The following is a 14,885-nucleotide window of genomic DNA, read 5'->3' on the forward strand; positions in this document are numbered from 1 at the left end:
ACCCGAAAGCCCAAATGTGTTTGTTATGCTTTTGGCAGGTCTCCTGGCTTGTTTAATGTTATCATACCTTCCCAGTAAAAAACCAGTGGTCATTGCAGTGGATAACATCTCAAATGAGGTGCCCAAATGTGTTGGGCATAAACTTACAGTTGCGGGAACAGCTCAAGATTTGTGAATAAAACGAACATTAAAGTGATACTGTTTACTGACCACTGCGACTGTTCACTGAATACACGCACTTGATTCCCTTTTAATTGTTCTGATTGACATCAGATACAAACCAAATGCGGGGCAAAGGTAGGGAATTTTTGGTGAAGGAAAATGAATGTTTAATGTTTCAGTAATTAGAAGTAAAAAAAATCAATGTGTCACTAATTACCATCCGAAATTCCCAAGGTATTGAAAAGACTGGCGATGGCTTGTAATTGTTTCGTTTGAATATCAATTGCTTTAAGACTCGCCTCAATCAAGCTTTGCTCTCGTGATGCAACAAGGAAAAGCGAACTTTCTCCCAATTGAAACTTTCGTTCTTCAGCAGATACCAAAGTTCGGTAATCTTCTACAACGTTGGTTGCCAGTAGTGTTTGACTTTCTAGAGACGCAATCTCGGCATCAATCTGCTCAAGTTTATTTCTTAAACTCAATCTTGTGGTCGCCAAATCCCAATTGGCATCCTGAAGTTTGATGTTTGCCAACTTAAGATCGCCACGTTCTTTCCTCAAAAACAGTGGAATATAGATATTTAATGAGGATTTATAATTGGCCGTGTTGAAGGTATCCAATTGGTCTACATCTTGAGAGAGAAAATTATACTGCAAATCAATTTTAGGCAACAGCTTGTTTTTATACAGAAACCTATCGACTTCCAAACTTTGGATTTTGGCATCAAGGCTGTTCAGTTTTGGGTGATTTTCCAAATTGCTTTCTACCATTTCGAGTGTTTCGATAGACAATGAATTCTGCAAAGACAGACTACTCGGAAGTTCTGGCACGATATTGTCTTCTAGTATAAGCGGAACGTCATTCAACCACAAATAATTACTAACATTCAAAGCCGTTTTTCTTCTTTTTAAGGTTGCAGCCTCTAGGCTTAACTGTCTATTTTGATAGGTGATTCTTGCCTCTATACTATCTATTGCAGCTTTTTCACCTTCCTCAACACTACGTTTTGTACCCTCAAAACGAACCAACGCATTTTCTAAAAACTGTTTATATAGTTGCTCTTGATTATAGGCTTCGACCCATTGAAAATAAGCCAAACTCGCTTGATACAGCACATCATTCACCAGCAAATTACGTTCTGCCTGTGTTTGATTTACGAAAAAACGTGCTTTCTTTAAAGTTGCCATACGCTCATTCATAAAGAGTCCTTGCGCCAAAGATAATGACACACCAGCGCTGTAAAGTCCATCGGGCGGCACAGTTAGGCTAGGGTCTAGATAAGCACCAGTATTTTCTTCAAAGGTTCCCTTAAACTCAATACCATACCAAGTAGGTATCTTAAAAGTGGTGTTTAAGAGGTCATAATATTCCGTGTTTTTGAATTTTTTACGACTGTAATCAACCTCAACTTTAGGGTCAAAACCACCTCTAGCCCTTAACAGAGTAGCTTCACCTTCAGAAAGACGCAGGTTTGCCTGTTTCACCAGCGGATGGTGCTGCTTTACATAGCCCAGATACTCCTCAAAGGTCATAATGCTATCCTGTAAGCTATTGGTTTGACCTTTGACGCAATGTGCATAGGTCAAAAACAACCATATAATGATATTTGTATAGAATCTTACCATTTATTTCTTCTCTGTTGTAGTGGTACCCGTATTCTCCGGTGCATAATAATTAGGCGGAAACCCGTTAAGTTGTCGCCATATCTCATAAAAAATAGGCACATCGTTGAGCAATGCCATTGTGAAGGCACCACCACCTACCCTCACGTTCTGCGGCCAAGGCTCGGCTTCTGGGTCTGGAGCAATCAAGACCCTAAACTTTCCGTTATTGCTGATAAAGGTCTCAACGGCCACAATTTTTCCTCCAAACGTTCCAAATGAAGAGTTGGGCCAACCGCTGAACACGACAGATGGCCAACCATCAAACTGAATACGCACTTTTTCGCCAACGTGCATCAATGGCAAGTCTATAGGTGACACGTATGTCTCTACCGCCAATTCATAGTCAGACGGCATAATATTCACCAAACGCTCCCCTTCCTTAATGGTTTCACCGATACCAGCTTTGATGGCCTTATTGATATAACCATTTTGTGGGGCCAAAATATAATTCATACTACTACGCATTTTGTAGTTTGTAGACTGATTTTCCAATTTTTGAACTTGTGCCATTGCTTCAAACTGACTTGATTCCGCCGTATATCTATCACTACTTGCCTTGGCAATTTTATCGGCATATTCGGCACTCAACCTGCTTATTTCAACCTGTGCATTAATGACATCGTTCTGACTGGCCAAATATTTGTTTTCTTGCGAAATGAGTTTGGCTTCGGTTTCTTGAAGTTTAAGTCGTTTCTCCTCAACGTCGGTCACCGCTTTAAGACCTTCTTCTTGAAGCGTTTGTGTTCTATTAAATTGACGTTCTGCAATCGCTTTATTGGTTTTTGCAGCTTCCAAATCGATACTGTCGCTCTTCGTTTTTAAGCGAGCTTGCCTCAATTTATTTTCTGCCTGTTGAAGTTTCAATACACGTTCTCTATCCAAGGCTGCAATTTGACTATTCAGCGCATTTATTTTACCAGAATATGATTCTACTGAACGAGTTTTTGCATCACGTTGTGCCACTGTACGGTCAACCAATAACGGGTCTTGGTACTCGGTTTTGATTTCAGAAATGTACAGGATGGTATCACCTTTTTTAACATAATCGCCTTCCCTCACGTACCATTTTTCAACTCGACCAGGAATTTGCGATTGTATAGTTTGCGGTCTTTGGTCTAAAGATAACGTAGTTACATAACCACGACCAGACACGTTTTGCGTCCAAGGCAAGATTAGAATTATAAGCACCAGAATACCGAAACCGAAGATAAATCGGTTAAATATCTTATAATGTTTGTTCTTAAAAGCCTTTGGAAATGATTTAAAATCACCCAAAGAGACTTTTTTGTTAAGTTGATTATGGGAAATATTAAGCATTTGGCATATTTGTTAAATATCCGTTATTCAATTTCAATATTTTGCTGCATCGCTGTTTCCACAAATGATTTCTCGACGCCACAATAATGGTCCACGGATGCTTTGAATCTGTAAGATAAGCCACAATTTTCTCGGCATCTTGAGTTTCAAAATTTTCTAAAGGATCTTTCAACAGCAACAATCGAGGTCTATGCACAATGGCACGCGCAATAACAATACGCTTTGAAACTGTATATGGTATTTTCTGTCCTTCGGAATGAAGAATGGTGTTGAGCCCATTGGGTTGTTTTTTTATAAAAGGTAATAAGCCAAGACTCTCTACCGTTTCATTGATAACATCCTGCGAAATCGATGTGTCACCCAAAGTGATGTTCTCTAGAATACTACCTTCAAATGGCGATTGTTCTGGCAATACTTGCCCTACGTGACAGCGATATTTGTTAGGCCAAATACCTTTTATGGAATTATTGTTGATATAAAGCGAGCCTCCACTTGGAGATTCAAGTCCAGAAAGCAATTTTAGTAATGTTGTTTTGCCAGAGCCAGAAGGACCATCCAGGAGTACACATTCTTTTTTATCAATAGAAAAACTGATGTCTTTTAAAATTGCAAAACCATCTCTAGTGGTAAACTCGATGTTCTCCAATTCAATCTTCAAAATATCTTTAGTTTCAAAAGGATTGATGCCCTCTTGTGCTTCCAATTCCTTGTCAACAACCTGACCCAATTTTTCTAACGAGGTGAGTACATCATACACTGTTTCCAAACCAGTAATCAATTTTTCAACGGAATTGATAATCAATAGAATGATGATTTCTGCGGCGACAAATTGTCCAATATTCATTTGCTGATTCAATACCAACAAACCACCAATAACCAAAAGTCCAGCAGTTACAAGCACTTTGAAGCCTATCATTTGAATAAACTGAAGCAACAGCACCCTAAAGTGTCCCTCGCGAGCATCGAGATAATCGGCAGTTAGCTCATCATTTTTATGCATAGCCAATTGGGTTTTGCCAGATAATTTGAAACTTTCCAGTGATCGCGCCACTTCCTGTAGCCAATGTGCCACTTTATATTTCTTCTGTGATTCCTCGAGACTTGTATTCAAACCTTTTTTGGCAGTGAAGCGGTAAACTATATATATCAACAGCACCAATAGCATTCCGTAAAGGATGAAAAAGGGATGGTAAAAGGATAGCAGCACTAGACCAAATACAATCTGTAAAATGGCCGCAGGAAAATCAATCAGGATTTTTGACAACCCTTTTTGGACCGTTAAGGTATCAAAAAAACGATTTGCCAATTCTGGAGGATAATAATCGTAAAGTTCACTCGATTTGATTTTAGGAAATCGATAAGCAAACTCGAATGAGGAACGTGTGAAAATCTTCTGCTGTACATTCTCAAGAATACGCACTTGCATAATCTGAAGACCACCCTGAAACACCACACCTAGCGTCACTAAAATTACCAATACAATCCATGATGTTGACACTTCAGCACCTTGCAAAAGATTGATAATGGCCTGAATACCTAAAGGAAGTGATAATGCCACAAGTCCTGCGAAAATCGCATAATAAATAATTTGTCTAATATCTCGCTTGTCGAGTTGCAATAACCCGATGAAGCGTTGTACTGGTGTCATTTTTTCCTTCATTGGCTAGTGACATTAAGGGTTTGAAGCACCAAATTTTTACAGAATTCACTCGGTTCAACTGACTCATTACAATCAGTGATGGTATGGAAATGTTTTTTAAGAAAATGCTGGTGCAATGCACTTTCAACAACAGTGCTTGCCAGAGAAGCAGGAAATGGATATTCTGGTCTTACGGCTAGGATTGCTTCTTTTAATCTGGTGATTACCCTTTTATAGATTGCGAAAAAGCCATCCTTGTTATCATCGTCGACCTCCTTGGTAAGAAATGATTTTGAATATTCATTTATCATAATGTTAAACAGTCTACCTTCATCGATATGGGTAAAGCTGTCGTCGGCCTGAATAGTCTGGGATACAATAGAAATGATGGTTTCCAGTTTTTTTTCAGCATTAGAAATGCTGTAAGTATGCAGTACCACTTGGTAATCTATCCAGGCCCAATACCACGATGTCAAATAAATCAAAAGTTTGTGCTTATTTTCAAAATATCGATATACTGACGCTTCGGTAGAGTTTATTTTATCACTTAATTTTTTGAAGGTGAAAGATTCAAATCCTATTTCATCCATTAAAAGGATACTGTTTTCCACTATACGTTTTCCCAGTTCTGAAGATTCAGGATCCTTTATATAGAGCTTGTCATTGACTCTAATCTGAAAATTTTGAAATAATTCTTGCATCGAACATACATTTGCACACAAATATAATAGTAATACTATCTTAAATAAATAGTTATAACATTACTTTAACGAATGAAGGAGAAGAAAATCATTCATTTGCATGTCATCCATTTCTCAATAACCACCAAAAATCAACAAGTTTGATTATTGAACCGTCTTTCTCTTTTTAGCCAAAGACGCTAATATACCACCAGCCAATGCAGCTGCGATAAAGCCAAGAGACAACCATTCCGGAAATTTGTAATGATGCACCAAAATCAGTTTGACACCCACAAAGGTTAATATGGCAACCAAGCTATACTTAAGGTAACTGAAACGATCTAACATATTGGCAAGGAAGAAGTACATAGAGCGCAAACCCAAAATGGCAAAGATGTTTGAACTGAACACCAAAAACGGATCGGAAGTGATGGCAAGGATGGCTGGTACACTATCCAAGGCAAAGAGAATATCAGTAAACTCAATAACAATCAATGCTATGAACAACGGCGTGGCCGCCTTGATGTGTTTTAATCTCACGAAAAACTTTTGACCATCCATATGTGTGGTGACTGGCATCACTTTACGAAGACTTCTATATACAAAGGATTTCTTCGGATTAAAAGCTTCTTCCTTTGAAAACAACATTTTAAGTGCTGTGTAAATCAAAAATGTACCAAATATATAGGTAGTGAAAGTGAACTTCTTGATCAGAATTACTCCGAAGAAAATCATCAATGCCCTGAAGACGATGGCACCGAGAATGCCCCAAAACAAGACCCGGTGCTGGTATTTTTGAGGAATTTGGAAGGACGCAAAAATCACAGCAATGACGAAAATATTGTCGATACTCAACGACAATTCTATTAAGTAACCTGTGATGTATTTGAGGGTTGCCTCACGAGGAGTTAGCTCATCGAGGTTGTCAATAAGTCCGTTGCTGTAAAGCCAATAAATGACACCAGAGAATATAAAGGACATCCCTACCCAAACGCTCGTCCAGATGCTGGCTTCCTTGACACTGATGACGTGTGGGTTTTTATTGAAAACTCCCAAATCGAGAGCCAAAAACAAAACAATTGCCAAGAGAAAAACTGCCCAAACCACCATACAAATTGCTGCTTATAATTTGGTATCGAAATTACGGCATCAGGAGGGATAAAAAAAATAAATTAACAGAGCAACTGCACAATTAGCATCCAATAGAAATCAAAGTTCTTCCGCCAATCCGACCAACAGTCCATCAGCAGAACGGATATAACATAAACGATACACATTTTCATAATTGACCACTTCATCAACAACACGAGCGCCAAGTTTTTCAAGCTTGCCAAGCATATGATCCAGATTTTCGACCGTAAACATCAATCGCAGATAGCCGAGCGCATTTACTGGTGCAAGACGATGATCGGACACCACTTTTGGTTTCAAAAATTGGGACAGTTCTAGCCTACTATGACCATCAGGAGTTACCATCATTGCGATTTCCACCTTTTGACCTTTTAATCCCGTGACACGACCAGCCCACTCCCCTTCAATCATTTGTCGATCTTCAAGGGATAGACCAATTTCTTTGAAAAATGCTATGGCATCGTCGAGAGATTCAACAACGATGCCCATATTGTGCATAATGACTCCTTTTTTTGTTGTCATATTTATTACGATTTTAAATAGTATAGTAATGGATTATGCATCCGGAATTTCAGGCTCTACCAATCTTTTTAGTTTCTCCAATGATTCTTGCCAGCCCAGATAACACATCTCGGTAGGAATGGCTTCAGGGATCCCTTCTTGAACAATGTTAAGTTCTGTACCGCATGAAACTTTTTTTAGTCGGACTGTAGTGGTCATTGTTCCAGGAAGGTTTGGGTCATCGAATTTATCGGTATAACGAATCAATTCGGCATTTTTGATGTCTACAAACTCACCTCCAAAGGAATGGCTATTGCCTGTGGAAAAATTAGTGAAAGACATCTTGAAAGCACCTTTTTCCTTAAAATCAAAATGGTGCACGGTGCAAAGGAAGCCAAATGGAGGCAACCAAGAAGCATATGCCGTAGCATCAGAAAATGCCCTAAACACCTTTTCTGGTGTGGCCGTAAGGACGCGGTGTAATGTGACTGTGTTGTTTGCCATAATTTCTAAATTTTAATTCTGTTCTGTTCTAACTTATAATAGTTTTTGAACTATTGTTCTTTCACAAAGTTCGGGAGAAAAGAATTAACTATTAGGGTGTTAATACGGCTATATGAGGGGGTGATTATGCCAGTTTTTCATTCCAGTTTGAAGATGAACTCCTCTACCTCTGCCCCTCTTGCATGGGCAAAGCCCTTATCGCTACCTACTTTCACAAAACCGCACTTTTCCAACACTTTTTGGGAACCATAATTGTCAAACACCGTACGTCCATATAAGGGTCTTATTGTTTCTTGAAGCAAAAATTGTTGCAGTGCTCCTGTAGCAATGCCCTGACCCCAAAAAGTGCGGTCGATCCAATAGGTCACTTCAGCATCACCGAACATCACAAATTTGGCAATACTACCCACAATGGTATCTCCAAGAAAAATGGTTTGGTTGTTGACTGTTTTATCAGTTAATAATGCAGTGTATTTGGTGATGTATGCTTGTTTATCCGTTGGATCTTTAGGCATAAATGCTGCGAGATAACCAGCTTCCTTATCTGCCTGAAACTCAAAAAGAATATCTAAATGTTGTAGTTTGGTTGGTTTTAGGTGGATGGTGGGCATATTTGAAAATTTAAATAATAGTAGATTTTCTTTCGACCCTATAAAACTCTAGCCACTGTAAAGGTTCTGATAACAGATGTCTGTTAAATTCTAAATGGATTACTCTTCTTCTTTTTCCGTTAGATGTTCTGCTAGAAGCGTGTAATGTCAATGGTTTCATCAACATAACCCCGCCTCTTTCTACCTTACATACTACGTCATTTTCAATGTTCCAATCTCTGGAATCCGAACGAATTATCCCTTTTAAATGAGATTTTGGAATTACCTTTAAGGCTCCGTTATTCTTATCAGTGTTATCTAAATGAATCCGCATAGTGACGGTATCTTCCAAAATTTCAATAGGCGGTTGTACTCCATATTGACCTTTCTTGTATGTCCAATTTGAATACCCATTAATTTCGGCTTTTTTATCAACAGAAATACTCAAATCTTGATGATATGCCACAAACCAATTCGAATGATTTGGCTTGTCAAAATAGATGGCTTTTGTTAAAAAATAGTCAGATTCAAAAAGTTCATTAAGTAGATAAATTAAGTTTTTATTAAACAGTAGACTTGTTAATTCGGGTATGTTGTTAATTAATTGCCTTATTGCAAACAAATCTTTTGTACTGACAAGACCATCGCCATTGATTTCAGCGTTTTCAAGACATGCTGAAATTTGGGTTATTTCTTCATCGGAATATAAGTAGGGAATCAGCACATAACCCTGTTCATTAAGTTCATTTTTATAATTGCTATAGCGCATAGTAAATCTAAACATTGTTTTCTACACACTAAAATACCTATTAATCCTAATTCCAATTGCTTTTAATGATATTTTTTGAGGAAGAGTTATAGGTGAAACTGCATCATCTCTTATGCCAAACAAATCCACTCGTACGCCTTAAGCAACCACTCGGACGCAAAGAGCATACGCAAGCACCCAGAACCTAAACGCACGGACGCCAAACTCAACCGCACGGAAGCAAAGAGCATACGCACGCATGTAAAACAATAAAGGGCACCATAGTTAATGATACCCTCTATTTCTAACACGAAAGGCTGGTTAGTTTTTGACTAATCTGATACTTTGGCTTCCGGTTACGGTAGAAATTTTTGCGATATAAACACCTTTAGGAAACGCTTTTGAATCTATTGATGCGTCTAGAGAATTTGGAATCAGTGTGGCCACTTGTTTACCCAACACATCATAAACCGTAATACTTTCAATCAGGTTGCTATTGGATACAATGTTCCAATGATTGTTAGTTGGGTTCGGATAAATTTTGAATTTTGATTCTGACGCCTCATCAACTGACAAGTTCATATTAGGTCCTACCACAATGCTTCCAAGAGCGTCATACGCAGCATCAAATGACGGGTCAGAATTGATATTAACGCCCACAACTTCAAATCCATACTGAATGTGCTGACCTGCCGTAGATTGCGAAGCATCCAAAGCAATGGTAAAGTCTCCTACGCTCATGTCATACGTATAGGCCGTAAATGAGCTATAGTCGGCTGCAAATACTTTGATAAATGCCGTAGAAACAAAAGGAACAGATAAACCTGTACTATTTAAAGTATTGCTGATGACTTCACCGTTAAATGTAAAGGATGTTGCTGCCAAGTTATCATCTTGAATGTAAAAAGTAGCATCCATCACTTTATTTCCTTCAAGAACTCCTGAAGTCTGCCAATATGGATCGGTATCTCCAATTCTATTGGGTTTTAAAGTTAACGTGTTGGCACCCGTATCGACAATCGCAATCAAATCTGCAACGCCCCAAGCACTACCAAACTGGTAAGCACCGCCGTCTACAGGTTTATTGGATACGTTCATAAACCCTCCCCAACCAGGCGGAGTGGTTGTTCCAGCAGTACTGGAAGCGTCAAAATTAATTACAGTTTGAGCTGTAATCAATTGCAATCCCATCATAAAAATGGCCATTAAAAAGTAATTTTTCTTCATACAGAACTATTAAAAGGTTAATACTACTTAATCTTTGAACACTTTGACGTAATCCACCACAAATTTTTGTGGAAAAATGTTGTCATCTACCTCTGGCCCACCAAAATTGCCGCCTACAGCCATATTTAGTATGACATAAAATGGTTGGTCAAACGGCCAGGTGTTTTCGTTTTTTTCTTTTGGTGAAAAGGTATAGACTAAAGTATTATCTATATAAAAGGCTATGGCATCTTTGGTCCATCGACATTTGTACAGATGAAAGCCATCTTCTATATCCTTAACGGTGGTGATTTTTGTATTGACAGACTTACCGTGACTGTCTTGTGTATGTAATGTGGTATGGATTTCGTGCGGTGCCTTCCCTACATACTCCATAATGTCGATTTCACCACTTTTTGGCCATCCAACTTCAGAAATATTACTACCCAGCATCCAGATGGCGGGCCAAATGCCTTGACCTGTGGATAGCTTGGCACGCACTTCAATAGTTCCATATTGAAATTCAAATTTTCCTTTTGTGGTAATACGCCCAGATTCATACAATGAGTCTTTAGTGGCTGTGATGACTAAATGACCATCTTTGACCGCTACATTCTTCTTTGTGTAATGTTGGCGTTCGTTATTGCCCCATCCACAAATGTGAGGACAACCATTACCGAGTTCGTAATTCCAGTTTTCTTCATTCAATTCAGAACCGTTGAACTGTTCCTCAAAAATGAGTTGCTGCGCATTGGACATCCAACCACACAACATCAATATAAAAAATACTCTTGCCTTTATCATTTTAAAGTGAATTGAGACGTTAAACTTGCAGTAGAATCACCACCGACAAATACAGTAAAATCTCCAGGCTCTACCACAAACTTACCATCATTGTCATAAAAACCTAATTCTTTATCAGTGAGCATCAACGTGATGTTCTTTGTTTCATTTGGATTGAGTTCTACCAATTCAAATCCTTTTAATTCTCTTACAGGACGTGTGATGCTTGCAAACTCGTCGCGCAAATACAATTGCGCCACTTCCTTACCTTTTACCTTACCTGTATTCTTCAAATCAAAAGACACCTTCACTTGATGGTCTGCTATTTTTTCAACCTTAAGATTAGTATATGCAAATGTAGTGTAGCTCAATCCATAACCGAACGGATACAATGGCTCATTGCTCACATCTGTATAGTGCGACCAAAATACCTCGCCTGGCGAAGGCAAGTTAGGTCTGCCAGTACTTTTGTGGTTGTAATAAATAGGCACTTGCCCTACGTTTTTAGGAAAGGTCATTGGCAATTTTCCACTCGGATTATAATCACCGTACAACACTTGTGCAATGGCATTACCACTTTGGGTACCCAAATGCCACGCTTCCACTATCGCAGGAACGTGTTCATCTGCCCAGTTGATGGTCAACGGACGACCATTATTGAGTACCAACACGATGTTTTTGTTTGCTTTATAAACCTCTTCCAATAACTCCTGTTGTACACCTGTAAGATTTAAATCGGTTCGGCTACGTCCTTCACCAGTATGCAGACCGTGTTCGCCAAGCACCATCACTACCACATCAGCATTTTTTGCTGTGGCAATGGCTTTAGGAAATCCGCTTTTATCGGTAGCGTTGATGGTCAACTCTTTCGGAAACAACGTTTCACCTGTTACCACATCAGCACCTTTGGCATAGGTAATAGTATTGCCAGTATAGGCTTTCAAACCTTCGAGTAGTGATACTGCTGTGTTGTCATCTGCCCCGATACGCCAGCTACCCAACGGACTGGTTTTATCATTTGCCAAAGCACCTATAACGGCAATTTTTTGTCCTTTTTTCTTCAACGGTAAAACATTGTTGTCATTCTTCAACAATACAATCGATTTTTTAGCCATATCAAGCACCGCATCATTGATACGCCTGCTGCCAGTCACTTGTTTTTCTGTTTCTTCGTTGCAATATTTGTATGGGTCGTCAAACAATCCCAATTCAAACTTTACTTTTAGAATACGCTTAACGGCATCATCAATCAAAGATTCCTTGACTTTACCTGATTTTACCAAATTGACCAATTCATTGACATAAGCATACGATTCCATATCCATATCAGACCCAGCCAGTACAGCCAATTCAGCTGCTTGGTTTCGGTTTTTGGCTTGTCTGTGAGCAATCATTTCATTGATGGAACCCCAATCTGACACGACAAATCCATCAAAATCCCATTGTTTTTTTAGAACGTCTCTTTGAAGATAAGCATTACCCGTTGCCGGAAGACCATTCAATTCGTTGAAAGAGTTCATAAACGTTCTTGCACCAGCCTCAACAGAAGCTTTAAATGGAGGAAAAATGATATTGTTTAATGTTGATGTTCCTACATCGACTGTATTATAATCTCTACCAGCTTCAGAAAAACCATAGCCAGCAAAATGCTTTGCACAAGCCGCAATGGTATTGGCTGCTGATAAATCATCGCCTTGAAAACCTTCTACTCTAGCTACAGCAATTCTGGAACCCAAATAAGGGTCCTCGCCCGCTCCTTCCATAATACGTCCCCAACGTGCATCGCGAGAAATATCGACCATAGGTGCAAATGTCCAATTGATTCCGGCCGCAGCAGCTTCTTCAGCAGCTACTTGCGCTGATAATTTAATAGCTTCTAAATCCCAACTTGCAGCTTCTGCAAGAGGAATCGGGCTAACTGTTTTATAACCGTGAACTACGTCAAACCCGATTATCAAAGGAATTCCTAAACGTGTTTCTTCAACGGCGATTTTCTGTACTGCTTTGACATCCTTTACACCTCGAACATTGAGCATAGAGCCTACCAATCCTTTTTTGAGGTGATCATATTTTTTCGCAGCATCTCCATTGGATGGTACAGGACCAGTTAGGTCCCAGAAACCATTGTATTGATTCATCTGTCCAATCTTCTCCTCCAGAGTCATTTTACTCAACAAATCATTGACTTTGGCATCAATATCATCAATTTTCTCAACCCTTGGATCTTCTTGCAATTGAATAGTTGCATTGGCATCCTGACAGGACACCAATGCAATATTCAGACTAAAAAAAATAAATATGAATATGAGTTTTTTCATCTATTGATATACTCTTACATAATCAATTTCCATTGTAGACTCTGTGAAAGCAGGATCAACAGTTCCACCAAGGCTTCCACCCATAGCAATATTCAATATCAAAAAGAAATCATTGTTGAAAGGAGTTGTTGCATTATTAGGAACCGTATGGAACACCGTATCATCAACAAGCAACGTTATCATATCTGGAGTCCATTCTACAGTATAAAGATGAAATTCAGTTGTAGCTGTTGGATTCGGTGTTGTGTTTGCATTACCACCACCAGGTGATACACCAGGATAATGTAAAGCACCCAAAGTAGTTTGCTTATCTTGTCCTGTTTGCTCCATTATATCAATTTCACCACAACCAGGCCAAGGGTTGACATCATAATCTGCTCCCAACATCCATATAGCTGGCCATGTACCGATACCTGCAGGAAGTTTAGCCCTAGCTTCTACTCGACCATAGGTGAACTCATACAGATTTTCAGATTTCAATCTTGCAGAGGTATAGCCACTACCTTCAGCTTTTGCAGTAATTTTGAGATGACCGTCTTCAACTATTACATTATTTGCGCTGTTCGTGTAAGTCTGTAATTCACCATTGCCCCAACCGCCTGCACCTAAATCATAGGTCCAATTATTAGAATCTGGAGCTCCGGCTGTATCAAATTCATCTGACCAAACCAAGTTATTGTAGATAGATGTAAATTCCTCATCAGCTGGCTCTTCAGAAGTAATAATGAACCACCAGTTGAATTCCGCATTCCCATCAGTAGTAGTTAACAACAACTCGTTAGGAACCGATCTATTAAATATTTGATACTGATGATTACCGCCTGTATAATATCCCATGAACGCAGTGCCAGACAAAACAATTGTTTCAACACCTCCTGGAGCTGTAATTTGCCAGTTGGCATTATAGTCATTTAAAGGATAATTTAAAACATCAGCTCCTTGCAACTCGCAAGCTGGGCAAGCACCATTCAACTGTTGAATCAAACCATCGCGACCAAATACTGTTCCTGCAGGATTATTTGTTGGGTCGTCATTCGTATTATCTGTTATATGCGTAAATGTCCTGTCGATATTAAAGACATAACGATCATCATACATACCTGTACCAGCCTTTTCTTCAGGACCAGCACCATACCATTCTACAGGAATGGTTCCAGCTACTGGACCAAGCCCGAAGTGACCTTGTGCTTCAGATTTAATGCGCCATGTTCTACTTCCATCTCCTACCAACTTATCTAATAAATCTTGAGGTGGAGAATAGTTAACCTGCACCTCTACTTCGACAGTAGTAGATGAAGATACACCACCCGTACCAAAAGCCAATACAGTTACTTGATAAGTGTTCACTCCTTGGTCAGAAAATAAGATTGTTGCTTGTCCATTCGTCGCATCCTCTTGAAATCCAGTTGCTATGAATCGGAAGGAAGAAGCATTGTCTGCATTAGCCTGAAAATTCACTGTTCCGCTGCCATCACCAAAAGGATTATCAGCATCTTGGCCAACAATATCATATGTGACAACTATATTAGTAGGTGCCACGACATTCCCGAATGACGGATCATCTTCTTGACAACTTCCGAAAGCTACCAATAATAGTAATAAGGCTATATAATTATTTAATTTTTTCATAATCTCTCTTTTT

At 39.1% G+C, this 14,885-nt stretch carries 13 protein-coding genes and 1 riboswitch; all 13 genes read right to left on the bottom strand.

The window, feature by feature from the left end; all coding sequences use genetic code 11:
• Nucleotides 1–15: 15 nt before the first annotated feature.
• Nucleotides 16–300, bottom strand: a riboswitch (cobalamin riboswitch).
• 71 nt (nucleotides 301–371) lie between these two features.
• Nucleotides 372–1,787: a TolC family protein gene (locus M0G43_RS08720; RefSeq protein ID WP_248025105.1), complete on the bottom strand. Its 1,416-nt coding sequence runs from the start codon at nucleotides 1,785–1,787 to the stop codon at nucleotides 372–374.
• Complete coding sequence (locus M0G43_RS08725) at nucleotides 1,788–3,143, bottom strand: HlyD family secretion protein (RefSeq protein WP_248025106.1); 1,356 nt, start codon at nucleotides 3,141–3,143, stop codon at nucleotides 1,788–1,790.
• Nucleotides 3,136–4,803, bottom strand: a complete 1,668-nt coding sequence (locus tag M0G43_RS08730; RefSeq protein ID WP_248025107.1) for a peptidase domain-containing ABC transporter — start codon at nucleotides 4,801–4,803, stop codon at nucleotides 3,136–3,138. Before M0G43_RS08730 ends, M0G43_RS08725 begins: the two co-directional genes overlap by 8 nt.
• Nucleotides 4,800–5,483 (bottom strand): TetR/AcrR family transcriptional regulator, encoded by a 684-nt coding sequence (locus tag M0G43_RS08735; RefSeq protein WP_248025109.1) that lies wholly within the window; start codon nucleotides 5,481–5,483, stop codon nucleotides 4,800–4,802. Before M0G43_RS08735 ends, M0G43_RS08730 begins: the two co-directional genes overlap by 4 nt.
• Nucleotides 5,484–5,627: 144 nt before the next feature.
• Nucleotides 5,628–6,572, bottom strand: coding sequence for a TerC family protein (locus M0G43_RS08740; protein ID WP_248025111.1), 945 nt, complete (start codon nucleotides 6,570–6,572; stop codon nucleotides 5,628–5,630).
• A gap of 99 nt (nucleotides 6,573–6,671) precedes the next feature.
• Nucleotides 6,672–7,115 (bottom strand): VOC family protein, encoded by a 444-nt coding sequence (locus M0G43_RS08745; RefSeq protein WP_248025113.1) that lies wholly within the window; start codon nucleotides 7,113–7,115, stop codon nucleotides 6,672–6,674.
• A gap of 33 nt (nucleotides 7,116–7,148) precedes the next feature.
• Nucleotides 7,149–7,598, bottom strand: a complete 450-nt coding sequence (locus M0G43_RS08750) for an SRPBCC family protein (protein ID WP_248025114.1) — start codon at nucleotides 7,596–7,598, stop codon at nucleotides 7,149–7,151.
• Between the two features lie 137 nt (nucleotides 7,599–7,735).
• Nucleotides 7,736–8,209 carry a GNAT family N-acetyltransferase gene (locus M0G43_RS08755; RefSeq protein ID WP_248025115.1) on the bottom strand — a complete coding sequence of 158 codons (474 nt, stop codon included), beginning with the start codon at nucleotides 8,207–8,209 and terminating at the stop codon, nucleotides 7,736–7,738.
• 10 nt (nucleotides 8,210–8,219) lie between these two features.
• Nucleotides 8,220–8,972, bottom strand: coding sequence for a phytanoyl-CoA dioxygenase family protein (locus tag M0G43_RS08760; RefSeq protein WP_248025116.1), 753 nt, complete (start codon nucleotides 8,970–8,972; stop codon nucleotides 8,220–8,222).
• A 285-nt stretch (nucleotides 8,973–9,257) separates the two neighbouring features.
• On the bottom strand, nucleotides 9,258–10,163 hold the full coding sequence (locus tag M0G43_RS08765) for a T9SS type A sorting domain-containing protein (protein WP_248025117.1): 906 nt from the start codon (nucleotides 10,161–10,163) through the stop codon (nucleotides 9,258–9,260).
• A 27-nt stretch (nucleotides 10,164–10,190) separates the two neighbouring features.
• Complete coding sequence (locus M0G43_RS08770; protein WP_248025118.1) at nucleotides 10,191–10,946, bottom strand: family 16 glycosylhydrolase; 756 nt, start codon at nucleotides 10,944–10,946, stop codon at nucleotides 10,191–10,193.
• Nucleotides 10,943–13,243, bottom strand: coding sequence for a beta-glucosidase BglX (gene bglX, locus M0G43_RS08775; protein ID WP_248025119.1), 2,301 nt, complete (start codon nucleotides 13,241–13,243; stop codon nucleotides 10,943–10,945). Before bglX ends, M0G43_RS08770 begins: the two co-directional genes overlap by 4 nt.
• Nucleotides 13,244–14,872 carry a family 16 glycosylhydrolase gene (locus M0G43_RS08780; protein ID WP_248025120.1) on the bottom strand — a complete coding sequence of 543 codons (1,629 nt, stop codon included), beginning with the start codon at nucleotides 14,870–14,872 and terminating at the stop codon, nucleotides 13,244–13,246.
• Between the last annotated feature and the right edge of the window lie 13 nt (nucleotides 14,873–14,885).

Source organism: Subsaxibacter sp. CAU 1640, from assembly GCF_023156585.1.
Lineage (GTDB): Bacteria > Bacteroidota > Bacteroidia > Flavobacteriales > Flavobacteriaceae > JBPOFM01.

What these genes read in the sequence shown, in the direction of transcription:
- M0G43_RS08720 (WP_248025105.1), bottom strand. Translation starts at nt 1,787, where the DNA reads ATGGTAAGATTCTATACAAATATCATTATATGGTTGTTTTTGACCTAT.
- M0G43_RS08725 (WP_248025106.1), bottom strand. Translation starts at nt 3,143, where the DNA reads ATGCTTAATATTTCCCATAATCAACTTAACAAAAAAGTCTCTTTGGGT.
- M0G43_RS08730 (WP_248025107.1), bottom strand. Translation starts at nt 4,803, where the DNA reads ATGAAGGAAAAAATGACACCAGTACAACGCTTCATCGGGTTATTGCAA.
- M0G43_RS08735 (WP_248025109.1), bottom strand. Translation starts at nt 5,483, where the DNA reads ATGCAAGAATTATTTCAAAATTTTCAGATTAGAGTCAATGACAAGCTC.
- M0G43_RS08740 (WP_248025111.1), bottom strand. Translation starts at nt 6,572, where the DNA reads ATGGTGGTTTGGGCAGTTTTTCTCTTGGCAATTGTTTTGTTTTTGGCT.
- M0G43_RS08745 (WP_248025113.1), bottom strand. Translation starts at nt 7,115, where the DNA reads ATGACAACAAAAAAAGGAGTCATTATGCACAATATGGGCATCGTTGTT.
- M0G43_RS08750 (WP_248025114.1), bottom strand. Translation starts at nt 7,598, where the DNA reads ATGGCAAACAACACAGTCACATTACACCGCGTCCTTACGGCCACACCA.
- M0G43_RS08755 (WP_248025115.1), bottom strand. Translation starts at nt 8,209, where the DNA reads ATGCCCACCATCCACCTAAAACCAACCAAACTACAACATTTAGATATT.
- M0G43_RS08760 (WP_248025116.1), bottom strand. Translation starts at nt 8,972, where the DNA reads ATGTTTAGATTTACTATGCGCTATAGCAATTATAAAAATGAACTTAAT.
- M0G43_RS08765 (WP_248025117.1), bottom strand. Translation starts at nt 10,163, where the DNA reads ATGAAGAAAAATTACTTTTTAATGGCCATTTTTATGATGGGATTGCAA.
- M0G43_RS08770 (WP_248025118.1), bottom strand. Translation starts at nt 10,946, where the DNA reads ATGATAAAGGCAAGAGTATTTTTTATATTGATGTTGTGTGGTTGGATG.
- bglX (WP_248025119.1), bottom strand. Translation starts at nt 13,243, where the DNA reads ATGAAAAAACTCATATTCATATTTATTTTTTTTAGTCTGAATATTGCA.
- M0G43_RS08780 (WP_248025120.1), bottom strand. Translation starts at nt 14,872, where the DNA reads ATGAAAAAATTAAATAATTATATAGCCTTATTACTATTATTGGTAGCT.